Source organism: Nonomuraea sp. NPDC049637, from assembly GCF_040675235.1.
Lineage (GTDB): Bacteria > Actinomycetota > Actinomycetes > Streptosporangiales > Streptosporangiaceae > Nonomuraea.
The window spans coordinates 203936-229751 of record NZ_JBFAOM010000011.1 but is presented as its reverse complement, the minus strand read 5'-3'; the positions used below and the strand labels follow the sequence as shown (position 1 = coordinate 229751).

At 71.9% G+C, this 25816-nt stretch carries 18 protein-coding genes and 1 pseudogene; 11 read left to right on the top strand and 8 right to left on the bottom strand.

The genetic code is table 11. From position 1 onward, the window contains the following. Nucleotides 1–300: 300 nt before the first annotated feature. Together recX and recA are read right to left on the bottom strand one after the other, a co-directional pair. Complete coding sequence (gene recX, locus AB0J71_RS18235; protein WP_364415063.1) at nucleotides 301–2268, bottom strand: recombination regulator RecX; 1968 nt, start codon at nucleotides 2266–2268, stop codon at nucleotides 301–303. A gap of 440 nt (nucleotides 2269–2708) precedes the next feature. Beyond that, the gene (gene recA, locus AB0J71_RS18230) at nucleotides 2709–3806 is read right to left on the bottom strand and encodes a recombinase RecA (protein ID WP_364415061.1); all 1098 of its coding nucleotides are present in this window, start codon (nucleotides 3804–3806) and stop codon (nucleotides 2709–2711) included. 745 nt (nucleotides 3807–4551) lie between these two features. On the opposite strand from recA, the gene AB0J71_RS18225 reads away from it, so the two are divergent. Continuing rightward, entirely contained in the window at nucleotides 4552–4818 is a 267-nt protein-coding gene (locus AB0J71_RS18225; protein ID WP_352323145.1) for a hypothetical protein, read from the top strand. 43 nt (nucleotides 4819–4861) lie between these two features. On the opposite strand, the gene AB0J71_RS18220 is transcribed toward AB0J71_RS18225, so the two are convergent. Next, nucleotides 4862–5056: a DUF3046 domain-containing protein gene (locus AB0J71_RS18220; RefSeq protein ID WP_352323146.1), complete on the bottom strand. Its 195-nt coding sequence runs from the start codon at nucleotides 5054–5056 to the stop codon at nucleotides 4862–4864. Between the two features lie 263 nt (nucleotides 5057–5319). Beyond that, entirely contained in the window at nucleotides 5320–5808 is a 489-nt protein-coding gene (locus tag AB0J71_RS18215; RefSeq protein WP_352323147.1) for a VOC family protein, read from the bottom strand. Nucleotides 5809–5897: 89 nt separating this feature from the next. Here AB0J71_RS18215 and AB0J71_RS18210 point away from each other — a divergent pair, with 89 nt between their 5' ends. The 4 genes and pseudogenes from AB0J71_RS18210 to AB0J71_RS18195 all read left to right on the top strand — a co-directional run bounded on the left by AB0J71_RS18210 (nucleotide 5898) and on the right by AB0J71_RS18195 (nucleotide 14294). Beyond that, complete coding sequence (locus AB0J71_RS18210; RefSeq protein WP_364415059.1) at nucleotides 5898–10715, top strand: ATP-dependent helicase; 4818 nt, start codon at nucleotides 5898–5900, stop codon at nucleotides 10713–10715. Nucleotides 10716–10773: 58 nt separating this feature from the next. Next, nucleotides 10774–11544, top strand: coding sequence for a GntR family transcriptional regulator (locus tag AB0J71_RS18205; RefSeq protein WP_364415057.1), 771 nt, complete (start codon nucleotides 10774–10776; stop codon nucleotides 11542–11544). A gap of 91 nt (nucleotides 11545–11635) precedes the next feature. Then, nucleotides 11636–13477: pseudogene (locus AB0J71_RS18200) on the top strand (gamma-glutamyltransferase family protein). A 76-nt stretch (nucleotides 13478–13553) separates the two neighbouring features. Beyond that, entirely contained in the window at nucleotides 13554–14294 is a 741-nt protein-coding gene (locus AB0J71_RS18195) for a sulfite exporter TauE/SafE family protein (RefSeq protein WP_364415055.1), read from the top strand. A gap of 75 nt (nucleotides 14295–14369) precedes the next feature. Here the strand turns inward: AB0J71_RS18195 and AB0J71_RS18190 are convergent, their stop codons facing one another. The 3 genes from AB0J71_RS18190 to AB0J71_RS18180 form a co-directional block, all read right to left on the bottom strand. Next, nucleotides 14370–15455 (bottom strand): glutamate--cysteine ligase, encoded by a 1086-nt coding sequence (locus AB0J71_RS18190; protein WP_352323151.1) that lies wholly within the window; start codon nucleotides 15453–15455, stop codon nucleotides 14370–14372. Between the two features lie 74 nt (nucleotides 15456–15529). After that, entirely contained in the window at nucleotides 15530–16186 is a 657-nt protein-coding gene (locus AB0J71_RS18185; protein WP_364415053.1) for a M15 family metallopeptidase, read from the bottom strand. Between the two features lie 12 nt (nucleotides 16187–16198). Continuing rightward, nucleotides 16199–17347, bottom strand: coding sequence for an ROK family transcriptional regulator (locus AB0J71_RS18180; RefSeq protein ID WP_352323153.1), 1149 nt, complete (start codon nucleotides 17345–17347; stop codon nucleotides 16199–16201). Between the two features lie 137 nt (nucleotides 17348–17484). Between AB0J71_RS18180 and AB0J71_RS18175 the strand changes: the two genes are divergently transcribed. The 4 genes from AB0J71_RS18175 (at nucleotide 17485) to AB0J71_RS18160 (ending at nucleotide 22183) form a co-directional block, all read left to right on the top strand. Continuing rightward, a complete protein-coding gene (locus AB0J71_RS18175) occupies nucleotides 17485–18804 on the top strand; it encodes an extracellular solute-binding protein (protein ID WP_352323154.1) in 1320 nt (439 codons plus the stop codon). Between the two features lie 2 nt (nucleotides 18805–18806). Then, the gene (locus tag AB0J71_RS18170; protein ID WP_352323155.1) at nucleotides 18807–19820 is read left to right on the top strand and encodes a sugar ABC transporter permease; all 1014 of its coding nucleotides are present in this window, start codon (nucleotides 18807–18809) and stop codon (nucleotides 19818–19820) included. Then, nucleotides 19817–20668 carry a carbohydrate ABC transporter permease gene (locus AB0J71_RS18165; protein WP_352323156.1) on the top strand — a complete coding sequence of 284 codons (852 nt, stop codon included), beginning with the start codon at nucleotides 19817–19819 and terminating at the stop codon, nucleotides 20666–20668. The genes AB0J71_RS18170 and AB0J71_RS18165 overlap by 4 nt, the downstream gene beginning before the upstream one ends. Before the next feature lie 75 nt (nucleotides 20669–20743). Continuing rightward, nucleotides 20744–22183, top strand: a complete 1440-nt coding sequence (locus AB0J71_RS18160; RefSeq protein WP_352323157.1) for a glycoside hydrolase family 3 protein — start codon at nucleotides 20744–20746, stop codon at nucleotides 22181–22183. Between the two features lie 24 nt (nucleotides 22184–22207). On the opposite strand, the gene AB0J71_RS18155 is transcribed toward AB0J71_RS18160, so the two are convergent. After that, nucleotides 22208–23389, bottom strand: coding sequence for an ROK family transcriptional regulator (locus tag AB0J71_RS18155; protein WP_352323170.1), 1182 nt, complete (start codon nucleotides 23387–23389; stop codon nucleotides 22208–22210). A gap of 89 nt (nucleotides 23390–23478) precedes the next feature. Between AB0J71_RS18155 and AB0J71_RS18150 the strand changes: the two genes are divergently transcribed. Continuing rightward, the gene (locus AB0J71_RS18150) at nucleotides 23479–25350 is read left to right on the top strand and encodes an endonuclease/exonuclease/phosphatase family protein (RefSeq protein WP_352323158.1); all 1872 of its coding nucleotides are present in this window, start codon (nucleotides 23479–23481) and stop codon (nucleotides 25348–25350) included. 8 nt (nucleotides 25351–25358) lie between these two features. Continuing rightward, nucleotides 25359–25808: an Rrf2 family transcriptional regulator gene (locus AB0J71_RS18145; RefSeq protein WP_352323159.1), complete on the top strand. Its 450-nt coding sequence runs from the start codon at nucleotides 25359–25361 to the stop codon at nucleotides 25806–25808. Nucleotides 25809–25816: the final 8 nt, after the last annotated feature.

Below are 25816 nucleotides of genomic sequence, written 5' to 3'. Positions count from 1 at the left end.
GAGACGCTTCAGACCCATCAGCAGCCCCACAACCCGTCATCTGCTGAGCCCGAGCGCGAGAAGCTCCGAATCCGACGATCAACCCCACAGCCTTTCGGCCCCCCCAGCCCCTTCGGCCCCCGCAGCTCTTTCGGCCCCCTCAGCTCTTGATCGGGCAGCAGACCTCCAGTCCCTCCCTCAAGCCCCGAGCGGGAGAGGGGCCAGCGCCAGCCAGCAGGCCATAGCCCCTCCATCTCCCTGAGCCCGAAGCGTGAGAGGGCTTCGCACCTGGCGGCAGGCCAGCCGGAGGGTCCTGAGGGATTAGGAGAAGTCATCCTCCAGGTCGATGCCCTCCTGTTCGAGGGCTTCCCGGATCACCCGGTACGCCAGTCCCGACGAGTACCCCTTGCGCGCGAGCATGCCGGCCAGACGCCGCGTACGGGTCTGCGAGTCGAGGGATCGGGTGGAGGCGAGCTTACGGTCCACCAGCCGTCGGGCCGTCTCGGCCTCCTGGTCGGAGTCCAGGCGCTCCACGGCTTCCTTCACGGTCTCGGTGTCCACACCCCGATGGCGCAATTCGGCCGCGAGCGCACGCTTGGCGAGGCCCCGACCGTGGTGCCGAGAATCGACCCATGCCTCCGCGAACGCCTCGTCATTGATCAGCCCGAGCTCGACAAACCGATCAAGCACCTTTCCGGCAGCCTCATCCGGTACGTCCCGCTTGCGAAGGGCCTCGGCGAGCTGCGCCCGCGTCTTGGGAGCCATGGTGAGCAGCCGAAGACAGATGGCCCGCGCAACGGACTCCGGGTCTGCCGCAGGTGCCGCCGCAGCGGAACTTCCGACATCCGGCCCATCAGGCAGCAGCCCGCCATGCGATGGCCCGTCGGAGAGCGGGCCGTCGGATGGGGGGCCGTCGGATGGGGGGCCGTCAGACAGCGAGCCGTCGGACAGCGGGCCGCCACGACCGGTCGTTCCTCTCCCGAAGCGTCCGCTCCCCCTGCCGCTGCCCCGTCCAGTGCCCCGGCCGCCTGTCCGGCGCCCCTTGCCTGAACGCTTCTTCCCACCCGCGTCCTGCTCATCGCCGAACCAGCTGCTTCCGGCCAGCACCTCAGAATGCCACTCATCGGCGCCGCGCTTCTCCGCGAAGGAGGCCTCCCCCTCCGGCTTCCCGCCAACGCCGCCGGCCTCGTACGGATCTTCGCGTTCCCGCAGGCGCTCCTCAGCGACACCGCCGCCATCCTGACCACTCAGCCCAGCCGGCTGCGCCTCGGAACTCCCTGCGCTCTCCTGATCTGCCCGCCCGCTCGTACGCCACGGAGCAACATCAACAGCACCCTCGCCATCAGGGCCATTCAGCTCATCCGAAGGGATTCCGGAGAAGCCCTCGCCGTCCTGAGCCCTCCGCCTGCTTGTACGCCGCCCAGCGACCCTGGCAGCGCTCTCACCGTCATGATCGCTCAGCTCGTCCAGCGCGCTCCCGGCAAAACCGTCGTCGACCTGGGCCTTCCTCTTACGCCTTCCGGAACTGCCCTTACGGGTCGGTTCGGTGCGGGCGTCTTCGGCAGGCGAGCTCGCAGCGGTGTCCCGGTCGGCAGGAGCCTTACGCTCACCCGGCCAGACGAAGATCGGCGCGTCGGCACCCTCGTCGGAGCGCCCTCGGGACGCCCGTCCGCCGGCCCGTCCGCCGGTCCGGCCACTGCCCCGCCCACCAGCTCGGCCACGATTGTCCGGGCTTCCGTCGGGGGCAGCTTCGTCGTCCTGAGCGCTGGGGTCGGCCGAGTGGAGCCAGCCGGGAATGGGCCGTTCTGCCGGATCGCCAGGCTCAGCGCCCGGCCACGCCATGAACACCTCACTGCGCGGCCTGAGCCCGAAGCCCGCTTCACCGCTCAGCCCAACACCGGCCTCACTGCCCGGCGCAACGCCAGCTCCTTCGTTCAGCCCGACACCGGCGTCACCTTCCGGCGCAACGCCCGCCTTTCTGCGCGGCCTGACGTCAGCCTCACTGCTCGGGGCGACGGCCGGCCCTGTACCCAGCCCGACCTCAGCCTCATTGCTCAGGCTCCCGTCGGCTTCACGAGCCGAGCCCGCAGCCTTCTCGTCGGCTTCGGGGCGGGGGTCGCCCGGCCAGTGGAAGGTTGGCGCGGCCATCTCCCGGCCAGGGCCCCACGCCGGGGGCGCGACAACAGCCTGCCGGCCCGTGCCCCAGCCCGACGACACACCTTCGTCGTCCACCTGCGCATGGACGACCACGTCGTGCGTATCGTCGCGAACCACCACGTCACGGATCACCGCGTCGTCCAGCCCGTCGGGGGCAGCCGGGGCATCTGCGCTGGTGTGGACGGTCGAGGGGTGGTCGTCGTCGGGGGTGGGGGGCTCGGAGGCGGCGGCTCGGAGACGGGCGCGTTGTTCGTGCCATTCGTCTACCGACGGCCAGCCGTCGGCGGCTGACCGGGCGAGGTCGGCGCCACGTGAGCCCCTGCCCGAGGCCGGACGGCCGGTAGCCCGGGTCACCGGCTCGGGGGTGGTGGCCCCGGTCACCGGCTCGGCCGGAGTGGCCCAGGGCGACGGCTCGGGGGTGGTGGACGTGGGCGTCGGGTCGGAGGGGGTGGCCCGGCGGCCGCGGGGTCCGCGCTTTCTGCGCTCCCCCGAGGCGGGGAGGTCGGGCCATGCGCCCCAGTCCTGGGAACGGGGCGCCTGCGACGGATCCCTGTCACTCATGCGCCGACCGATCAGACGTCACCCGGCTTGGGGGTGGACTTCGAGCCACGACCCGAGGGCGCGGCGGCGGCGGGAGCCGGGACGGCGGCGGCGGGCTCGGCGGGCGTGTCGAGCTTCGGACCGACCCCGAGCTTGTCCTTGATCTTCTTCTCGATCTCGTTGGCCATGTCGGGGTGGTTCTTCAGGAAGTTGCGCGCGTTCTCCTTGCCCTGGCCCAGCTGGTCGCCCTCGTACGTGTACCAGGCGCCCGACTTGCGGACGAAGCCGTGCTCGACACCCATGTCGATGAGGCCGCCCTCGCGGGAGATGCCCACGCCGTAGAGGATGTCGAAGTCGGCGACGCGGAAGGGCGGGGCCATCTTGTTCTTGACGACCTTGACCCGGGTGCGGTTGCCGACCGCCTCCGTGCCGTCCTTCAGGGTCTCGATGCGGCGGATGTCCATGCGGACGGAGGCGTAGAACTTGAGCGCCTTACCACCGGTCGTGGTCTCGGGGCTGCCGAACATGACGCCGATCTTCTCGCGGAGCTGGTTGATGAAGATCGCGGTGGTGCCGGTGCTGTTGAGCGCGCCGGCGACCTTGCGCAGCGCCTGGGACATGAGGCGGGCCTGGAGGCCGACGTGGCTGTCGCCCATCTCGCCCTCGATCTCGGCCTTGGGCACCAGGGCGGCCACCGAGTCGATGACGATGATGTCGACCGCGCCGGACCTGATCAGCATGTCGGCGATCTCGAGCGCCTGCTCACCGGTGTCGGGCTGGGAGACCAGCAGGGCGTCGGTGTCGACGCCCAGCTTCTTGGCGTATTCGGGGTCAAGGGCGTGTTCGGCGTCGATGAACGCCGCGATGCCGCCGGCCCGCTGGGCGTTGGCCACCGCGTGCAGGGCGACCGTGGTCTTGCCCGAGGACTCGGGGCCGTAGATCTCGACGATGCGCCCACGCGGGAGGCCGCCGATGCCGAGGGCCACGTCAAGGGAGATCGACCCGGTGGGGATCACCTCGATGGGGGCTCGGGCGTCGTCGCCCAGTCGCATGACGGAGCCCTTGCCGAACTGCCGCTCGATCTGAGCGAGCGCGGTCTCGAGGGCCTTCTCGCGGTCGTTGATAGCCATGGGAGCTCCCTCTGGAGGGTCGTGGTCCGATCAGTCGAGTGAAAGCTACGGCCTGCCACCGACATTTTCTGAGACGGTCGGGGAAGGCGTGGCCGGTTCGGCAGGTTCATCGTAGCCGAACGGCTGTTCGATCACATCACGAACACGCTGCTGAGATGCATGCGGTGTGTTCAGAGGAGGGCGAGGCCGGTGCTCGGACGTCGCTCGCGTTCATGGTGGTTGCCGGCCGATTGGCCGTGGGGTCTGCCCGGGGGGCCGCGGCCGTGGGATCGGGCACGGCGGGCGGATGTGATGGGGGGCGCCCCAATGGGCGGCTGCCTGGGTCCGGGGCCGACGAACGCCTGTCCCTCACGGACGAGCGGCATCTGACCCGACCGGGAAACGCGGATCCGGCCCCGTCCCGAACAACTCTGACCCGGCCGGGGAACGCGGATCCCGCCCCGTCCCGAACAGCTCTGACCCGGCCGGGGAACGCGGATCCCGCCCATACCGAATGACACGGACCTGGCTCGTACCGGAGAACACGGGCCTGAGCCGTCACGGAGGATGCGGATCGCCGCGTGAGGAGACGTCACGGACGTTCTCCCCGCCGGCGCGAAGAGCGCCGGCACCGGGGCCCGGGTGACAGGTGGGGCGTGGGGGGCGAGGGCGTTCGCGATCTCCCGCGCGTGTTGCCGCCGACGTGTTGTCATACGCCGTGAGCTGGGGAGACTCCCATGCAGGGGATTGGCTGGGAGGCGGCGAAGTGGCGAGTGGCTACACCGGGGAACGACGCACCCTTCTGGAGGCGCTCGCCGAGTTGCTGCCCCATCAGGGGCTGGTGAGCCGCATGGTCGGCGGCGACGATCCGGTGTTGTGGGTGTGGCATCCGCGCACGCGCCGCCAGACGATCATCTTCGCCACCCCCTCCAGCGGAGGCTGGACGTTGTTGTGGTCGCCGGGCGGCCAGGGCAGCGCGGACGACCTGGAAGCCACGGCGGACGCCCTCCGCCGGACGCTGAGCTCAACGTAGCCCGGGTGAAACGTCCCCGACCTGAGCTCAACGTGGCCAGGGTTCACCGTAGCCGGGGTGGGACGTCCTCGACCTGGCACACGGCCCGCCACACGGTCTTGGCGCTCTCGCCGTCGGCCAGCGCCTGGATGACGGTACGGCCGCCCAGCGGGGCGATCACGTAGTCGCGGGCCCACGACTCGGCATAGGTCTCGCCGAAATGGGCGTTCATCCGTCTCCAGAACTCGGTCAGGCGCATGGACCAAGTATGGAATCGCGTCAGGTGTGGGTAAGACATCCGCATGCCAAAGACCCCCAAGTCTTCACCCCCGAAGACCGCCAGGACCAAGGCCAACAGGGCGCGGCGCCGCCGGCTGTTACTCGCGATGCGGCAGACCGTCCAGAAGGAGAAGGGACAGCGATCGGAGCGGCACGCGGGAATCAGGCAGGAGCCGCGTGCGGGCAGGCCGCGTACGCGCAGGGCGTCACGGCGCTGAGCCGGGACGAACAGTCACAGAACAGTCATAGAACTCGCGCACCGTACATCTCACCGAGATGGTCGGCGAGCAGTTCCAGGCGGGCGCCGTCGGGGTCCTTGAAGTAGATGGAGGCGCCGCTCTCGATCTGGTGCGGCACGCCGGCCATCTCCAGCTTGCCGCGCAGCCGTTCCCAGGTGGCGGGGTCGACGGAGATCGCCACGTGGTGCAGCCCGCCGAGCACCTCCTGGTACGGGCCGAGGTCGAGCCCCGGGAAGTCGAAGAACGCGAGCAGGTTGCCGTTGCCGATGTCGAAGAAGAAGTGGCTCGAACCCTTGTAGTCGCGGTTCTCGATGATCTCCGTCAGCGGGAACTCCAGAAGTTCCTGGTAGAACTTGATGGTCCGCTCGACGTCGGACGACAGCAGGGCCACGTGGTGCAGGCCACGGGCGCTGCTCGACGGCCGGTGCGGTAAGGCGTACTTACTTCGCAATTCAGCGCGTCTGGTCTCGACGGCGGCATAGTCAATGGTCACGGTCGCTGTATGTCCGCCTTGACCCCCGCTCAACCACCCGGCGCCGCTCCAATGAGTTTTCTGTCGGTGGCGCGAGGCAGTATGTGCTGGTGAGCTCGCTAGACCACTTCACCCAGGTGACCAGGCAATGGTTCGCCGGCGCCTTCCAGGCGCCCACGGCGGCCCAGGAGGGCGCGTGGGAGTCGATCGCGCGCGGCGACAACACGCTGGTCGTCGCCCCCACGGGGTCCGGCAAGACGCTGGCGGCGTTCCTGTGGTCGCTCGACCGGCTCGCGGCGCGGGCGGCCGAGCAGCCCCCGGGTGAGGGCGCGGCGAAGGGGCACAAGCCGGGCACCCGCGTGCTCTACGTGTCGCCGCTCAAGGCGCTGGCCGTCGACGTCGAGCGCAACCTGCGCGCGCCGCTGGCCGGGCTCAGGCAGACGGCGCGCCGGCTCGGGCTGCCCGTGCCGGAGATCTCGGTGGCGATCCGCTCCGGCGACACCCCGGCCGAGGAGCGCAGGCGGTTCGCCGCCAAGCCGTCCGACATCCTGATCACCACCCCCGAGTCGCTGTTCCTGCTGCTCACCAGTCAGGCGCGCGACGCGCTGCGCGACGTCGAGACGGTGATCGTCGACGAGGTGCACGCGGTCGCGGCCACCAAGCGCGGCGCCCATCTGGCGCTCAGCCTGGAACGGCTCGACGCGCTGCTGGAGCGTCCGGCTCAGCGGGTGGGGCTGTCGGCGACCGTGCGGCCGGTGAGCGAGGTGGCGGCCTTCCTCGGCGGCACGCGTCCGGCGACGGTGGTGCAGCCGCCGTCCGACAAGCGCATCGAGATCGAGGTCGTCGTCCCGGTCGAGGACATGACGGAGATGGAGGGTGCGCCCGATCCCGAGCAGGTCGAGCCGTCGTCCAGCCGGTCGATCTGGCCCCATGTGGAAGACCGCCTGTTCGACCTGATCGAGTCCCACAGCTCGACGATCGTGTTCGCCAACTCCAGGCGGCTGGCCGAGCGGCTGTGCACCCGGCTCAACGAGCTGGCCTACGCGCGGCGGCAGGGGCCGGAGGCGGTCGACCTGTCGATCTGGGAGACACCGCCGCAGGACCAGGGGCCCCCGCCGTACGACCGGGAGCCGCCGTCCAGGCGCATGCCCGCCGAGACGATGGCGCAGGCGGGGGCGAGCAAGGGCGTGGTGAGCGAGATCGTCCGGGCCCACCACGGCTCGGTGTCGAAGGAGGAGCGGGCCCAGATCGAGGAGGCGCTCAAGTCGGGGCGGCTGCCCGCCGTGGTCGCCACCTCCAGCCTGGAGCTGGGCATCGACATGGGCGCGGTCGACCTGGTGGCGTGCGTGGAGGCGCCGCCGAGCGTGGCCAGCGGGCTGCAGCGCATCGGCCGGGCCGGTCACCAGGTGGGCGCGGTCTCCCGAGGGGTGATCTTCCCCAAGTACCGGGGCGACCTCGTCCAGACGGCCGTGGTGGCCGAGCGCATGCGCGCCGGGCAGATCGAGGAGTTGCGCTACCCGCGTAACCCGCTCGACGTGCTGGCCCAGCAGATCGTGGCCATGACCGCGCTCGACGAGTGGACCGTCGACGAGCTGGAGACCGTGGTCAAGCGGGCCGCCCCCTACGCCACCCTGCCGCGCAGCGCGCTGGAGGCGACCCTCGACATGCTGGCCGGCCGCTACCCGAGCGAGGAGTTCGCCGAGCTGCGGCCGCGCATCGTCTGGGATCGCGTCACCGGCGTCCTCCAGGGGCGGCCCGGCGCGCAGCGGCTGGCCGTGACCAACGGCGGCACGATCCCCGACCGCGGCCTGTTCGGCGTGTTCCTCGTGGGCGAGAAGGCGTCCCGGGTGGGCGAGCTCGACGAGGAGATGGTCTACGAGTCGCGGGTGGGCGACGTGTTCGTGCTGGGCGCGACGTCGTGGCGGATCGAGGACATCACGGCCGACCGGGTGCTGGTCTCGCCCGCTCCCGGCCAGCCGGGGAAGTTGCCGTTCTGGCACGGCGACACGGCCGGGCGTCCGGCAGAGCTGGGCCGGGCGATCGGGCAGTTCCTGCGGGAGCAGGCCAAGCAGGGTTCCACCGACCGCATCAGGGAGGCGGGCCTCGACGAGTTCGCCGCGGGCAACCTGCTGGCCTACCTCGACGAGCAGCGCGAGGCCACGGGATACGTGCCCGACGACCGTACTTTGCTGGTCGAGCGCTTCCACGACGAGCTGGGCGACTGGCGGGTGGTGATCCACTCCCCCTACGGCGCGCGGGTGCACGCGCCCTGGGCGCTGGCGATCAACCGGCGGCTGCGTGAGCGTTACGGCATCGACGTGCAGGCCGTGCACTCCGACGACGGCATCGTGCTGCGCATCCCCGACACGCTGGCCGAGCCGCCCACCGACGTGGCGGCGTTCGACGCCGAGGAGATCGAGCAGATCGTCACCGAGGAGCTGGGCGGGTCGGCGATGTTCGCCTCCCGGTTCAGGGAGTGCGCGGGGCGGGCGCTGCTGCTGCCGCGCCGCGTGCCGGGCCGGCGCAGCCCGCTGTGGCAGCAGCGCCAGCGGGCCGCCCATCTGCTGGGCGTGGCCTCCCAGTACGCCTCGTTCCCGATCGTGCTGGAGACGATGCGCGAATGCCTCCAGGACGTGTTCGACGTGCCGGGGCTGGTCCAGCTCATGCGCGACATCGCGGCGCGCCGGATCCGGGTGGTCGAGGTCGAGACGTCGCAGGCCTCGCCGTTCGCCGCGTCGCTGCTGTTCCACTACGTCGGCGCGTTCATGTACGAAGGCGACGCGCCGCTCGCCGAACGTCGCGCGCAGGCCCTGGCGCTGGACACCACGCTGCTGGCCGAGCTCCTCGGCCAGGCCGACCTGCGCGAGCTGCTCGACCCCGACGTGATCGTGAGCAGCGAACGCGAGCTGGCCCGGCTCGACCGGCCGCTGCGCGACGCCGAGGACCTGGCCGACCTGCTGCGTTCGCACGGGCCGCTGCTGACGCCCGACGTGAGCGTGCGCGGCGGTGACCCGTCCTGGCTGGAGGAGCTCGAACGCGCGCGACGGGCCATCCGCGTGCGCATCGCGGGCGAGGAGCAGTGGGCGGCCGTGGAGGACGCCGCCCGGCTGCGCGACGCGCTCGGCGTACCGCTGCCCGTGGGGGTGCCGCACGTGTTCCTGGAGCCGGTGCCCGACCCGCTGGCCGACCTGGTGGCCCGGCACGCCCGCACCCGCGGGCCCTTCCACGCCGGCACCGCCGCCGCCAGGTTCGGGCTGGGCGCGGCCGTGGTGACCGACGCGCTGCGGCGGCTGGCCGCCTCGGGACGCGTCGTGAACGGGGAGTTCCGGCCGGGCGGCCGGGGCGAGGAGTGGTGCGACGCCGGGGTGCTGCGGATGTTGCGCCGCAGGTCGCTGGCCCGGCTGCGCAAGGAGGTCGAGCCGGTCGCGCACGAGACGCTGGCCCGCTTCCTGCCCGCCTGGCACGGCATCACCGGTTCTGGCGCGTCGTCCGACGGCTCGCGGGCCGGGGCGGCCCGGGCCATGGACGCGCTGGTGCGGTCCGTCGAGCAGCTTCAGGGGGCCGCGGTGCCGGCGTCCGCGCTGGAGACGCTGGTGCTGCCCTCGCGGGTGCCCGGCTACCATCCGGCGCTGCTCGACGAGCTGACCTCGTCGGGCGAGGTGATGTGGGTCGGGCAGGGGTCGTTGCCCGGCGGCGACGGATGGGTGTCGCTCTACTTCGCCGACACCGCGCCGCTGCTGCTGCCCGAGCCGGCCGAGATCACGATGACGCCGCTGCACGAGCGCGTGCTCGACCTGCTGGGCGGCGGGGGCGCGCTGTTCTTCCGGGGCATCTCCGACCAGCTCGGGGCCCAGGGCGGGGCGCTCGACGACGCGACGCTGGTCTCCGCGTTGTGGGATCTGGTGTGGTCGGGCCGGGTCTCCGGCGACACGCTCGCGCCGCTGCGGGCCACGCTGGGCACCGGGCGTCCCGCGCACCGGCCCGCCACGACGCGGCGGCGCCGGGCCGTGCTGCCGTCGCGGAGCGGGCCGCCGACCGTGGCTGGGCGGTGGTGGCTGCTGCCCGGCCCCGCCGACGACGCGACGCAGCGGGCGCACGCGCAGGCCGAGGTGCTGCTCGAACGGCACGGCGTGGTGACGCGCGGGGCGGTGACCTCCGAACGGCTGCCCGGCGGGTTCACGCCTGTCTACCAGGTGCTTCGCGCCTACGAGGAGAGCGGGCGGTGCCGCCGGGGGTACTTCGTCGAGGGGCTGGGGGGTGCCCAGTTCGCGCTGGCGGGCGCGGTCGACCGGATGCGTGCCATGGCGCCGAGCGTCGCACCGACCGGCGGCGGGCCGGGCGAGAGCTTCGGTTCGCCGCCCGAGATCCCCGCCTGGGAGACCGGCGGGCCCGGCGGCGGAGAGGCCGGCGAAGGGTTCGGTGGCGAGAGGTTCGGTGGCGAGAGGTTCGGTGGCGGGTTCGGCGGCGGTGAGGGTGGCCGGGGTTCGCGGCCCGGTGGCGGCGGGTTCGGCCAGGGTGGCGAGGCCGGGATGCTCGGTCGAGGCGGCCGGGGCGGGTCCGGGCGGCGGGCCGTGGTGCTGGCCGCCGCTGACCCGGCCAGCCCGTACGGTGCCGCGCTCCCCTGGCCGCAACGTCCCGGCGACGTCGGGCACAAGCCGGGCAGGAAGGCGGGCGCGCTGGTCGTGCTCGTGGACGGTCACCTCGTCCTCTACGTGGAGCGGGGCGGCAAGACGTTGTTGTCGTTCGCCGACGACGAGCGGCTGCAACCGGCGGTCGACGCGCTGGCGCTGGCCGTACGCGACGGGGCGCTCGGGAAGCTGACGGTGGAGCGGGCCGACGGCGCGTCCATCGTGGAATCGCCGCTGGCGGCTGCCCTGGAGGCGGCCGGGTTCCATCCGACCCCCCGGGGGCTGCGCCTGCGTGCCTGACCGGTCGGTGGTCGCCGGGGATCGGCCGCCCATGGATCTGTATACGATGGGCGGCCATATGGCTGATGTGATGCGGGGCGCCGGGCGTACGACGCTGCTGGGCGAGGTCACCGAGGAGCTGCGTCGTCGCATCCTGTCGGGTGAGCTGGCCCAGGGGGAACGGCTGGTCGAGGATCGGCTGGCGGCGCTGCTCGGCGTGTCGCGCAACCCCGTGCGCGAGTCCATCCGGGTGCTGGCGGCCGAGGGGTTCGTCGAGGTCGTCCCGCGGGTCGGCGCGACGGTCGCGCGGCTGACGGCCGAGGAGGGCGAGGAGCTCTTCGACGTGCGCATGGCGGTCGAGGGCCTGGCCGCCCGGCTGGCGGCACGCAAACGCAGCCCCGAGGCCGTCGCGCGGCTGCGCCGGGTGCTCGACGCGGCGAAGGAGGCCGTGGAGGCCGGACGACCGGCGGAGGTGGCCGAGCTCAACACCGCCTTTCACCTGGCCGTGGGCCAGGCGGCGGGCAACTCCTACCTCAACCTGATGATGAAGCCCATGGTGCTGCGGGCGCAGTGGGTCTTCAGCCAGACCGCCGCCGTCCGGGGGCCGCACTCCTGGACGGAACACCTGAGCCTGTGCGAGGCCATCGCGGCGGGCGACGAGGACGAGGCCCAGGCCAGGGCGGTCGCGCACGTCGCCGCCGCCCGCCGGTCGTTCCTCGCGGCCGTGACCCGCACGGCGAACCACCCGGCCGACCCGGACCACCCGGCCGACCCGAACCACGCGGACGACGCGGACGACGCGAACCACCCGGACGCACAGTCGGGAATCGGCACCCCGCGGCGCGGGTGAGGCCCAGGGATTGTATACAGTCTCCTGAACCGTCCCCCCGGAGGAGAGACCGTTGTTCACCACCAGGCCCGAGCTGACGGGCGACTTCGGCATGGTCGCCAGCACCCACTGGCTGGCCTCGGCGGCCGGGATGGGCGTGCTGGAGCGCGGCGGCAACGCCTTCGACGCGGCGGTGACGGCCGGGTTCGTGCTCCAGGTCGCCGAACCGCACCTGAACGGCCCCGGCGGCGAGGCGCCGATCCTGCTGTGGAGCGAGCAGGAGCAGAAGGTGTCGGCGGTGTGCGGCCAGGGCGTCGCCCCCGCCGCCGCGACCGTCGAGCGCTTCGCCGCGATGGGGCTGGACGTCGTCCCCGGCACGGGTCTGCTGGCAGCGACGGTGCCGGGCGCGTTCGGCGGCTGGATGCTGCTGCTGGAGCGCTGGGGCACCTGGTCGCTGGCCGATGTGCTGGCTCCGGCGATCCACTACGCCGAGCGCGGCGTGCCGGTGCTCGACCGGATCGCCGCCACGATCGGGACGGTCGAGGAGCTGTTCCGGCACGACTGGCCCACGTCGGCGGCCACCTGGCTGCCGGACGGCCGGGTGCCCGCGCCCGGTTCGAGGCTGGCCAACCCGGTGCTCGCGGCGACCTATCGCAGGCTGGTCACCGAGGCCGAGGCCGCGTCGGCCACCCGCGAAGGTCAGCTCGCCGCCGCCCGGCACGCCTGGTACGAGGGTTTCGTCGCCGAGGCCGTCGCCGGTTTCAGCACCGGCACCGCCTGGCGGGACAGCTCGGGCGAGGTCCACGGCGGCCTGCTCACCGGGGACGACCTGGCCCGCTGGTCCGCCACGGTCGAGGAGCCGGTGAGCTTCGACTACCGCGGGCACACCGTGTACAAGACGGGACCTTGGGGGCAGGGTCCGGTCTTCCTGTAGCAGCTCGCCCTGCTGTCCGGGGTCGACCTCGACGCCGCCGACTTCCTGGGCGCCGACTACGTGCACGTGGTGACCGAGGCGGCCAAGCTCGCCTTCGCCGACCGCGAAGCCTGGTACGGCGACGCGGACGTGCCCATGGCCGACCTGCTGAGCGCGGCGTACAACGATGAACGACGGCGGCTCATCGGGCCCGAGGCCAGCCTGGAGCTGCGGCCGGGCGCGCCCGGCGGCCGGGAGCCGCGGCTGCCGGTCCTCCCGCCCGGCACGACGGCCGGCTCCCCCGCCATTCCGGCGCCCGTTCGTCCGGGCATCGGCGAGCCGACGGTTCGTCCGGGCATCGGCGAGCCGACGGTCGCCCGCCACGACGCACCGCCGACCGGCGGCCCGCGCACCCTGACCGGCGCCGGTGAGCAGACGGTGACGCCGGACGGCGCGGTGCGGGGCGACACCTGCCACGTGGACGTCGTGGACCGGTTCGGCAACATGGTCTCGGCCACGCCCAGCGGCGGCTGGTTGCAGAGCTCCCCCACGATCCCCGAGCTGGGCTTCTGCCTGGGCACCAGGGCGCAGATGTTCTGGCTGCAGGAGGGGCTGCCCGCCTCGCTGCGGCCCGGCGCGCGGCCGCGCACCACGCTCTCGCCGTCGTTCGCCACCAGGGACGGCAGGCCGTGGCTGGCGTTCGGCACGCCGGGCGGTGACCAGCAGGACCAGTGGAGCGTCAACTTCTTCCTGGCCGTCGTGCACGGGCGGCTGAACCTCCAGGAGGCGATAGAGGCGCCCATGTTCCACTCCGCGCATTTCCCCAGCTCGTTCTTCCCGCGTGGCTCGCGTCCCGGGGTGCTGCACGTCGAGGAGCGGCTCGACCCGGGGGTGGTGGCCGAGCTGCGGCGGCGTGGGCACGCGGTCGAGGTCGAGGGGCCGTGGTCGCTCGGCAGGCTGAGCGCGGTGGCCCGCGACGGCGCCTTCCTGCGGGCCGCCGCCAACCCCCGCGGCGCCCAGGGCTACGCGGCGGGCCGATGACCAGCCACCACACGTCCCGCCCTAAGGCGCGGACCACCACCGACCGGGCGTCCTGGCCGGAGGTGGGGTGGTGACGGTGGGGGAGGTTGTCTTTCTGGTCGGGGCCGGGTTGCTGGCGGGGGCGGTCAATGCTCTGGCCGGGGGCGGCACGCTGATCTCCTTCCCGGCGCTGGTGGCGTTCGGCTACCCGGGCGTCACGGCGTCGGTGACCAACGCGGTGGCCCTGTGGCCCGGCTACCTGGGCGGCGTCGTCGGCTACCGCGCCGAGCTGCGCGGGCAGCGGCGCAGGGTGGCGGCGCTGTCGGCCGCCACGGTGGCGGGCGCCGTGGCGGGCTGTTCGCTGCTGCTGCTCACGCCTGGCCGGCTGTTCGACTCGCTGGTGCCGTGGCTGGTGACGTTCGCCAGCCTCGCGCTGCTGGCCCAGCCGTGGCTCAAGGACCGCTTCGGCGGCGCGGCCGGGCGGCCGCCGAGCAGGCTGGTGTACGCCGGGGTGTTCCTGGGCGGCTGCTACGGCGCCTACTTCAACGGCGGGATGGGCGTGCTGCTGCTGGCCGTGCTCGGCATGTTCCTGCACGACGACCTGCACCGGGTCAACGCCGTACGGGCCGCGTTGTCGCTGGTCGTCAGTACGGTGTCGGTGGTGGCGTTCGCGCTGTTCGGCCCGGTGGAGTGGCAGGCCGTGGCGGTGGTGGCGCAGGCCAGCCTGGCGGGTGGCTTCCTCGGCACCCGCGTGGCCCGGCTCATGCCGCCGAACGTGCTGCGCGGGGTCGTCGTGACCTTCGGCCTCGGCGTGGCGGCGGTGCTCGCGCTGCGTTGAAACTGCGTCGAAAACTGCGTGGTAGCTGGGTCGTAGCTGCGTCGTACGTGCGTCGTAGCGTGTTGAACGGGCGGTTCAGGCGACGGTGGCCTCGATCAGGTCATCGACCACGTCGTTCAGGTCGTTGCCCCGGGCGTGCACGCGCCGCTGGCGCACCGCCCCGGAGCCCTTGCTCAGCAGCCGTTCCAGGCCCTCTTCGATGAAGGTCAGGTCGCCGGCCTCGGCCAGCGCGGCGCTCACGTGGCCGAACAGGCGGCGGGCCATCACCGTGGCGGGCACGAGCGTCCCGTGCCGCACGTCGAGGCTGTCGCCGACCAGGCCGTCCCGGGCGGCCCGCCAGTAGGCGGCCCGCAGCACCTCCGACGGGATCGGCAGCCCGCGGTCGCCGCGCGCCACCTCCCGCAACGCGGTCACGACCAGGGCCCGGATCAGGCCGATGATCGTCAGGCTGTCGCTCACGTCGAGCGGCACGTCGGCCACCCTGATCTCGACCGTCGGCAGCCTCGGCGACGGACGGGTGTCCCAGAAGACCGTCTTGGGGTCCATCAGCGCGCCCGACTCCGACAGCGCGCGCAGCGCCAGCTCGTAGTCGCCGAACGTCGGGAAGTACGGCGGCGCCCCGGACACCGGCCACCGCCCCCAGCTGATCACCCGCCAGGACGCGTAGCCGGTGTCGCGGCCCACGAAGAACGGCGAGTTGGCGGCCAGCGCGATCAGCGTCGGCAGCCAGGGTCTGAGATGGTTGCCGACATAGACGGCGATCTCCTCGTCCGGTACGTCGACGTGCACGTGCAGCGCGCAGATGCTGATCTCGTCCTGCAACGCCCGGTAGAGCTCCTTGCCCTGCAGATAGCGGTGGTCGTCGGTGAGCGGCGGCGGCATGACGTTGCCGAGCACCGGGATGCCGCTGGCCACGACCGCCAGGCCGCAGGACCGGGCCGCCTCGGCCACCTCCTTCCGTGCTGCCCGGAGCTGGGAGCCCAGCTCACTGAGGTCGGCGGAGGGCGGCGTACGGGCCTCCACCTGGAAACGGGTGATCTCGTGGGCCACGTCGAGCATGTCCGTCGCGGCGGCCAGGACCTCGGCCGCCCGGGGGGACACGTGGCGGGTGCGGGGATCGACGACGAGGTATTCCTCTTCGATCCCGATCAACGGAACCATGCACACCTCGCTGGGGGAGTCCGAAGAGCCTCCGCCACAGGTTGTGCCCGTACCGCTGCCGGGGGAAAACCTGGCTAGAAGGGGGCAGGACCGTACAGGGCGGCGGGGGCGCCGGTGGACATGGCCCAGTAGCGGTCGCCGTACGACCAGTGCCACCACTCGGTCGGGTAATTGACCAGGCCGACGGGTTCCAGGGCGGCGGCCAGGATCTCGCGGTGGGCGCGGGCCTGCGCCGGGACGCCGGCGGCGGCCGTGTAACAGGCGCCGCCGCTCTCCTCGGGGTTGTCGTTGACCTGGGTGCCCATGTCGTACTCGGTGCCGTCGGGGGCGCACAGGGTCAGGTCGACGGCGGCGCCGGCGGTGTGGGGGGCGACCTCGACGGGAGACACATACCGACTTGCCGCAACATAGGACTCGTCAGGCGTCATGTCGGGGTAAGTGGTGAGGAGCTCCGCGCGGTACCCCTCGAAGATGCGCCGCTGCGTGGCGATGGGCCGATATCCCTCGACGATCAGCAGGTGGAAGCCGTCGGGCAACGAGCTCTCGGCCCGCTCCAGCCGGTCGAGCAGCCCCGCGCGCAGGTGCGCGTACGCGCCGTCGGCGTCGGCCATCCGCGTGTCGACCCGCAGCCGCCCGCGTACGTCGGCCAGCGGCTCACCGCACTCCTGGACGGGGATCGCCGAGACGCGCGGGTCGGAGATGAGGACTACGTCGGTGTCGAGCTGCCACATGGGCAGAAATTCTCACACAGTGTCGGAGAAAACCTGCTCCCGGGCCTGTTCCAGGGCGGCGACCATGGCCCCGCGCAGCACCGCGTTGCCGGTCACCTTGGTGGTCACCACGGTCGGCTGGCTCGGGCACACGCGGGCCACGGCCTCCTCCACCTTGGCGGCCAGCCGCTCGCCGCCGGCCCGGCCGACGTCGCCGCTGAGCACGATCAGCCCGGGGTCGAGCACGACGGCCACGGCCGCCGCGCCCACGGCCAGGCGGCCCGCCACCTCGTCCAGGTAGTCCTCGTCGCCGTTGCGGACCAGGTCGGGCACGGTATAGCCGATCACGCCGTGCTCGCCGGCCAGGCCGCGCAGGGCGTCGTGGCCCACCAGGCGCTGGAAGGAGCCCGACTGCGGCTGCGAGACGTCGGACGGCAGCGGCTCGCCCGGCACCGGCAGCCAGCCGATCTCGCCCGCGCCGCCGGTGATGCCGCGGTGCAGCCGGCCGCCGAGCATGACGCCGAGGCCCTGGCCGACGCCGGCCCAGATGACCACGAAGTCGTCGTGGCCGACGGCAGCGCCGTAGCGGCTCTCGGCCAGGGCGACCAGGTTGACGTCGTTCTCTATCGTCACCGAGCCGCCGAGGGTCTGGCGCAGGCTGGCCAGCACGCCGACGTGCCAGTCGGGCAGGTCGTAGGACCAGCGCACGTCGCCGCTGCGGGGATCGACGACGCCTCGGGTGCCGATGACGAAGGAGCGGAGCTGGGAGAGCTCGACGCTGGCGGTGGCGCAGGCCCGCTGGACGGCCGAGTGCACCGCCTTGACCGGATCGCGGGCGTCGGACGGGTTGACCGTCACCTCGACAACGATTTTACCTGTGATGTCCGCCACACCGACAGTGAGGCTGTCGGGCAGCACCTCCAGCCCGGCGACATACGCGCTCGACGGAACCACGGCGTACAGGGCGGCGTGCGGGCCCCGGCCGCCGGCGCGCTCGCCGGCGACCTCCACCAGCCCCCGCTCTTCGAGTCGAGCGAGCAGCTGACCTGCGGTTACCTTGGATAGCCCCGTTCGCTCCCCCAGTTCGGCGCGGGTCAGCGGACCGTCCGCGAGAAGGAGTTCAAGTGCCGAGCGGTCGTTCAACCTGCGCAGCAGCCGGGGGATCCCCGGGCTTCGACTCATTACCGCACCCCTCTCGTCACGAATGGCTAACGAGCGTTTCTTTTAAGAAAGTTTCTTGTTAGTTTAACAGCGTCGTTCGGCATTTGACGATCAGCCTGGTGCGGACCGTAGGCCAGCACCCGGGAAGGGAGAACCCTGTGAGGATCGCGAAGATCACAGCCACTACGGTCACCACGGCCGCCCTGGCCCTGGGCCTGGCCGCCTGTGGGTCAAGCGAGGAGCCGAAGCCGTCGTCCAGCGCGGCCGCCCCCGCTTCCAGTGGCCCGAAGTTCGCGGGCAAGACGCTCAGCGTGTGGCGTCTGGGCGACAGCAACCCTGCCGCCGCCAAGTACATGGAAGAGCTCAACGCCGAGTTCAAGAAGCAGACCGGCGCCGAGGTCAAGCTTGAGTGGATCCCGTGGCCGCAGGTGGCCGACAAGTTCGCCGCCGCCGCGACCGGCACCGGCCCGGACGTGACCGAGATCGGCAACGACCAGGTCCCGATGTGGCAGAGCCAGGACGCGCTCACCCCCATCACCGACATCGCGCGTGAGGGCGACCGGGCCCAGATCCCCGAGAACCTCTACGGCTACGAGACGGTCGACGGCGAGATCTACGGCATCCCGTGGGGCGCCGGCGCCCGCGCGGTGCTCTACCGCAAGGACTGGTTCGCCGACCTGAAGATCGAGGTTCCCAAGACCTGGGACGAGCTCGTCGCCGCGGCCAAGAAGATCCAGAAGGAGAAGGGCGCCGGCGTCGACGGCTTCGCCTTCAACGGCGGCTCCGACGCCAACCACCTGCTGGCCGCGTTCGCCTGGTCCGAGGGCGGCGAGTTCGCCGTCAAGGAGGGCGACAAGTGGGTCGGCAAGCTGACCGACCCCGGCTTCCAGAAGGGCTTCGAGACCTACACCGGTCTGGTCACCGGCGGCCTGTCCAGCAAGGCGAACCTGACGCTGAACACCGTCGACATCCGCAAGCGCTTCGCCAACAACAAGGTGGCGATGTACCTCACCGCCGGCTGGGACCTGCCCGGCATCGAGGAGGACTCGAAGGGCAAGCTGAAGGGCGACAAGCTCGGCTTCTTCCCGCTGCCCGCCAAGACCGGCGGCCTGGCCCCGTCCTTCTTCGGCGGCAACGACATCGCGCTGTGGGGCGGCACCAAGGAGGCCGACCTCGGCAAGGAGTACATCAAGCTCGCCACCAGCAAGACCTGGGCCGACCGCTACGCCAAGGAAGGCGGCCTGCTGCCGGTCTACCCCGACACCCTGGCGGCGCTGAACGAGGACCCGGCGCAGGGCCCGTTCGCCCAGGCCTTCGCCAAGGCCAAGGCGTTCCCGGCCGACCCGAACTGGGCCGAGGCCGACGCCACCAAGGCCGTGCTGCAGAACGCGGCGCGCGCCGTCATCGAGGGCAAGAAGGACACCACCACGGCTCTCGCTGACGCCAACAAGGAACTCGAAGAGATCCTGAACCAGTAACGATGGCGAACACGACTACGGTCACCCGGGGCAGGGGCTCGTCCCCCGCCCCGGGGCGCCGCCGTAAGAAGGGCGGCGGGCCCGTCAAGGCCACCGGGATGCCCACGTGGAGCATCCCGTACGTGCTGCTCATCCCCGGTCTGCTGGTCATCGCGGGACTGCTGCTGTACCCGATGTTCCAGCTCGGCGTGATGGCCTTCCAGAAGGTCGGGCTCGCGCAGATCAGGGGCAGCAAGCCGGCCGAATGGGTGGGCCTGGACAACTTCAACAAGGTCCTCTCCAACGACATCTTCTGGTCGGCTCTGCGCAACACCGTGGTGTTCGCCTTCGTCGCCGTCAGCCTCACCCTGATCGTGGGAACCGCGGTCGGCGTGCTGCTGAACAAGCTCGGCAAGAAGATGTCCCTGTTCGTGGTCATCGGGTGCATGTTCGCCTGGGCCGTGCCGCCGGTCGCGCAGGGCGTCATCTGGCGCTCGCTCTTCGACGCCGAGTCCGGCATCGTGAACTGGCTGCTCAACCTGCTGCCCGACTGGCTGGCCGCGCCGCCCGCCGGCCAGCGGGACTGGTCGGGCACCCCCTGGCTCAACGACACCTTCCCGCTCTACGTCGCGCTGATCGTGTGCGTGGTGTGGGCCGGGTTCCCGTTCATCGCGGTCTCGGTGCTGGCGGGCCTCAAGGGCATCCCGTCCGAGCTGTACGAGGCGGCCAAGGTCGACGGCTCGGGGGCGTGGCGGACGTTCAGGAAGATCACCCTGCCGCTGCTCAAGCCGGTCTTCGCCGTCCTGACGATCCTGTCGATCATCTGGGACTTCAAGGTCTTCAGCCAGCTCTACGTGCTGATGAACGGCCCGACCAACCGCGACGGTTTCAACCTGTCGATGTACGCGGTCGCGGAGGCGTTCAAGCCCCCGCAGAAGCTGGGCACGGGCGCGGCGATCTCCATCGTGCTGACGATCATCCTGCTCATCATCACCGTCGCGTACGTCCGGCAGATCGTGAAGCAGGAGGAGATGTGAACGCGCTGGCCCGCAAGAAGCTCGGGAAGATCCTCCTGAACACGGCCGGTGTGCTGGTCTTCCTCTACGCGGTCTTCCCCGTCTACTGGATGGTCTCCACCGGCTTCAAGGAGAACGACCAGATCTTCACGACGGAGTTCATCCCGTTCCCGACGCACTTCACCTTCGACCACTTCGCGCGGGTGCTGACCGAGGGCGTGGCGAACAACTCCATCTGGCTCTACATGCGCAACAGCGCGATCGTGGCGCTCGGCACCGTGCTCATCGGCTCGGTCTTCGCGCTGCTGTCGGCCACGGCCATCGCCCGCTTCCGCTTCAAGGGGCGCGGCACGTTCCTGGTCATCCTGCTGATCGTGCAGATGTTGCCGGCCGAGGGCCTGCTCATCCCGCTGTACATGATGGTCAAGCGGGTCGGCCTCGGTGACCAGCTCCTCGGACTGATCATCACCCAGGTCGCGCTGACGCTGCCGTTCGGCATCTGGATGTTGCGCACGTTCGTGGCCGCGGTGCCGCGGACGCTGGAGGAGGCGGCCTGGATCGACGGCGCCAGCCGCCTGACGACGTTCTGGAAGGTGCTGTTCCCGCTGGTCGCGCCGGGGTTGGTGGCCACGAGCATCTTCTCGTTCATCACCGCCTGGAACGATCTGGTGTTCGCCCTCTACCTGATGTCGGGGTCCGAGGGCTACACGATGCCGGTCGCCCTGCAGTACTTCTTCGGCCAGAAGGGCGTCGACTGGGGCGCGATCATGGCCGGTTCCACCCTGATGACCCTTCCGGTGGTCGTCTTCTTCCTGCTGGTACAACGCCGCATGGTCGCCGGTCTCACCGCCGGCGCCGTGAAGGGGTAACAGGCACTGATCCTCGTACGGCTCGGCTGGTCCGGGCCGTACCCGGTCGTGCCTTCATTCAAGTGATGAGGAGCCATGAGTCAGAGTGATCGGGGGCTGCGTCGCCTCGCGGCCGGCACGCTGCTCGTCGCCTTCCAGGGCACCACGGCGCCCGACTGGGTGCTGCGTGAGCTGGACAACGGCCTGGGCGGCGTGACGCTCTTCGGGTTCAACGTCGCCGGTCCCGACCAGGTCAGGTCGCTCACCACGACGTTGCGCGCCTCGGCCGAGCCCGTCATCTCGCTCGACGAGGAGGGCGGGGACGTCACCCGGCTGGCCTACCACGTCGGCAGCCCGTACCCGGGGAACGCGGCGCTGGGGGCGGTCGACGACGTGGACCTGACCTGCCGGGTCTACGCGGCGATCGGGTCGGAGCTGGCCGCGTGCGGCATCAACCTGGACCTCGCGCCGAGCGCGGACGTCAACACCGAGGCCGACAACCCGGTGATCGGGACCAGGTCCTTCGGCGCCGACCCGGCGCTGGTGGCCAGGCACACGGTGGCGGCGGTCAACGGCCTGCAGTCGGTGAACGTGGCCGCCTGCGTCAAGCACTTCCCCGGCCACGGCGCCACCCGGGTGGACTCCCACCTGGCCGTGCCCGTCGTGGACGTCGGCCTGGACGTGCTGCGCGCCCGCGAGCTCGCGCCGTTCCAGGCGGCCATCGAGGCCGGCGCCAGGACCGTGATGACCGCCCACGTGGCCGTTCCGGTGGTGACCGGGGACACTCCGGCCACCCTGTCACCCGCCGCTCTGACCGGGCTCCTCAGGGGCGAGCTCGGCTACGACGGCGTGGTGATCACGGACGCGCTGGACATGCACGCGATCACCAAGAGCGTCGGCCTGGCCAACGGCGCCGTGCTCACGCTCGCGGCCGGGGCGGACCTGATCTGCCTCGGCCCGATCCCCGGCGAGGACGACGTCCAGCGGGTCATCGGGGAGATCGTGGCCGCGGTGACCGAGGGCCGGCTGCCGGCCGCCAGGCTGGAGGAGGCGGCCGAGCGTGTGGGGGCGCTGCGCGCCTGGTTCGGCACGCCCGAGGTGATCGCGACCGCGCAGAACGGGGTCGGCCTGCACGCCGCCCGCCGCGCCGTGCAGCTGACCGGCGAGACGGAACCCCTGGTGGAACCCCTGGTGATCGAGGTGGACACCCCGCCCACGATCGCCGTGGGGAACGTGCCATGGGGTGTGGGCCCGTGGCTGCCGGACGCCGAGATCGTCCGCGTCGAGCCCGCGGCCGCCGACGTCCCCGCCCTGCTGGCCAAGGCCGTGAACCGGTCGCTGGTCATCGTGGTGAAGGACGCCCACCGCTACCAGGCGAGCCAGGAACTGGTCTCCGCTCTGGTGGCGGCCCGCCAGGACGCGACGGTGATCGAGATGGGCCTGCCCGTCTGGCGGCCCGACAGCGCCGCCTACATCGCCACGTACGGGGCGGCCAGGGCCAACGCCCAGGCCGCCGTGGAACTGATCACCGCCTGAGCAGGGCGGTCACGGCCCGCCGGATCAGGGCGCGAGGAGCTCCTCGCGCGCCTGGTCCAGGGCGGCCAGCACCGCGCCGCGCAGCACCGGGTTGGCGTGGGCGACCGCCGTGGTGACCACCTGCGGCCGCACCGGGCAGATCCGCGCCACGGCCTCCTCCACCCTGGAGGTCAGCGCGGATCCCCCGGCGTGGCCCACCTCCCCGGCCAGCACGACCAGCCCCGGGTCGAGGATCACGCACACCGCCGCCACGCCCAGCGCCAGCCGGTGGGCGATCTCGTCGAGCATCGGCTCACCGCGGGACCCGGCCGCCACCGCGACCTCGACGCACTCGCCGGCGCTCTCGGCCTCGAAACCGTAGCCGCGGGCCAGCTCGGCCACCGCCTCGGCGCTCACCAGCGACTGCAGGCCGCCCGCCAGCGACGGCAGCCGGCCCGGCTTGGTGCGGATGTCCTCCGGCAGCGGCACGCCGGGCACCGGCAGGTAGCCGATCTCCCCCGCGCTGCCCGAACGCCCCCGGTGGAGCTTGCCGCCCAGCATGACGGCCATGCCGAGGCCCCGGCTCGCCCACACCAGCACGAAGTCGTCGACGCCCTTGGCCGCGCCGTCGGCGTACTCGGCGATGGCGGCCAGGTTCACGTCGTTCTCGATCGTCACCTCGCGCCGCAGGTCGCCGGCGAGCGCCTCGTGGATGCCCTCGTGCCAGCCCGGCAGGTCGAAGGAGAAACGCACGTCGCCGCTGCGCGGATCGACCACGCCCGGGGTGCCGATCACCACGCCGCGCAGTTTGGCCAGGCTGACCTTGGCGCTGCGGCACGCCTTGACGATCGCGCCGTGCACGGCGGCCACCGGGTCGTCGTGGCCGCCGGGATCGACGGTGACCTCGGCGATGGTGCGGCCGTGGATGTCGGCGACGGCGGTGGAGATGAGCTCGGGCCCGACCTCCAGACCGGCCACGTAGGCGCTGGAGGGGATGACCGAGTAGAGCGCCGCGTTCGGCCCCCTGCCGCCCGCCTGCGCGCCCACCACCTCGACCAGGCCGCGCTCCTCCAGCCGCGCGAGCGTCTGGGAGGCGGTGACCTTGGACAGACCGGTCAGGTCGCCGATCTGCCCCCTCGTCATGGGGCCGGTGGCCAGCAACAGCTCCAGTGCGGCCCGATCGTTGATCTCCCGGAGAAGTCTGGGCACACCAGGACGACGCTCCACGCTGATTCCCACCGTCAATTCGAAAAGGTTGTTGGAAGTTTAGCGCCCCAGCTCTTGCATATCATCGGAGCCGAACACGAGGATGCCTCATGACAATCCCCCGCGGCCCGGCGATCATGCTCGCGCTCGGCCTCGTGCTGCTGCTGGACGTGTTGAGAGTCTTCCTCCCGTCGTTGATCACCCTGTTCGGTCGCGCGGGCGAGACGCCGCCGGAGCTGATGGGCCTCTACGCCGCCGCCTGGTTCATCCTGCCTTTCCTGGCGCTGTTAGCCAAGCCGCGCCACGCTCTGCTCGGCGGCGCCGCGGCGCTGGTCCTCACCAGGATCCTGTTGCAGGCGGGCGTGGGCCAGCTCCCCGTCGCCTCCGCCGGCGTCACCGCGGGCCTGGTCTTCCTGTACGGCTGCGCCCACGCCGTCCCGCGCCGGGCGGTGCCCGTCGGCGTCATGGGCGGCCTGAGCCTGTCGCTGATCGTCCACCTGCTGCTGGACGGCGTGGACCTGGTCTGGCGCGACGGCCTGCTCCCGTGGCTCGCGGTGCTCTCGCTCTGCGCCGCCTTCCTGAGCCTCCTGCGCCCGCCGGCCGCCGAGGTGGACCGCGCGCCCGCGCTGACGTGGTTCCTGCTCGGCCCGGCGATGTTGCTGACCGGCGTGGCCGCCACGGGCTGGGCCAAGCCGGAACAGAGCCCGGCCGATCTGTGGCAGGTGCTGGCGGGCACCGGCCTGCTCGCCGTCGTCCTGGTCATGGCCGTGGTGGTGGCCGCCCACCCGCCGCTGTCGCCGGTCTTCGACGTCATCCTCGGGGTCCTGCTGGTGGCCTTCACGGTGCTGCTCGCCCTGTCGGCGCCCTACGCCGCCGTGCTGGTGATCAGCTGGCTCGGCTCCCTGCTCGCCGGAACCGCGCGGCCCGACTATCCCGCCGGGCGACGTCCTGGCGTGGCCGTGCTCGGCGGCGGGCTGGTCTTCTTCGTCGGGCTGTTCGTCTACTACGCGGCCTACGACATGAACCTCGGCTTCCCCAACGGCCTGGTCCTCGTGGCGGCGGCGGTGCTGGTGGCCGTGCTCAGCGTGATCACGGCCCTGGTCCGGCACTCGCCGCCGCCGGCCGCGCCGGTCCGCATCGGCTGGCTGCCGATGGCGGTCGCCGTGCTGCTGGTGGGGCTCGTCACGCTCGGGGCGCCGTCCGCGCCGCCCGTACGGGCCAAGCAGGGCGACACCTTCACCCTGATCGCCTACAACATCCGCATGGGCTACGGCCTGGACGGCCGCCTGTCGCTCGACAGGATCGCGGCCTGGGCCGCCGCCCAGAAGCCCGACGTCGTGCTGCTCAGCGAGGTGGACCGCGGCTGGCTGCTCAACGGCGGCCACGACGACCTGGCCAGGATCGCCCGCGGCCTCGGCATGCGCTACCACTTCGCGCCCGCCGCCGACCAGGTGTGGGGCGACGCGCTGCTCACCAACCTCCCGGTCAGGCAGGTGCACTCCCACCCCCTGGGCGCCCACGACTACCCGACGGGGGCGCAGGCCCAGACGGTCGTCCTGGACGTCGGCGGCAGGGAGGTGGGCATCGTCAACACCCACCTCCAGGCCCCCGACGGCCAGGCCCCGGAGGTTGCCGCGATCGTCCGCTCCCTGGCCGCCGGCCGGGACGCCGAGGAGGCCGGGCACCGCGGCGCCGGAGCCGGGGAGCAGGTGAGGCGGCCCGTGATCCTGGCGGGCGACCTCAACACCCGGCCCGCCGATCCGGCCATGGCGGTGCTGAAGGCGGCCGGGCTGAGCGACCCGCTGACCGCGTTCGGGGACCCGCCGACCTCGCCCGCCGACGCCCCCAAGGAGCGCATCGACCACGTGCTGCTCACCAAGGGATTGACGGCGATTTCCGGTCAGGCGCCGAGGTTGCCGTATTCGGATCACCTGCCCGTTCTGACGACCTTGCGCCTAACCAGTGTTGACCAGGAGGGATAATCGAGAACATGCGCCTTTCCGCTCGTGTCGACTACGCCCTCCGTGCCGCCGCTGAACTCGCCGCAGCCGGCGCGGGTCCGACTACCGTGGGTGAGCTCGCCAAGGAACAGGACATGCCTCCCAAATACCTGGAGAACATCCTGCTCCAGATGCGCCGCGCCGGCCTCGTGCGCGGCCAGCGGGGCCCCGAGGGCGGCTACGTGCTGGCCCGGCCCGCCGCGAACATCTCGCTCGCCGACGTGATCAGGGCCGTCGACGGGCCGCTGGCCAACGTGCGCGGCGAGCGTCCCGAACACGTCGGCTACCGAGGCCCGGCCGAGTCGTTGCAGCAGGTGTGGATCGCGTTGCGCGCCACCGAGCGGGCCATCCTGGAGGAGGTCACGCTCGAGCAGGTGGCCACGGGCAGCCTTCCCGAGCGCGTCCGCCAGCTGGCCGCCGACCCCGCCGCCTGGGACTGACGCCGGCC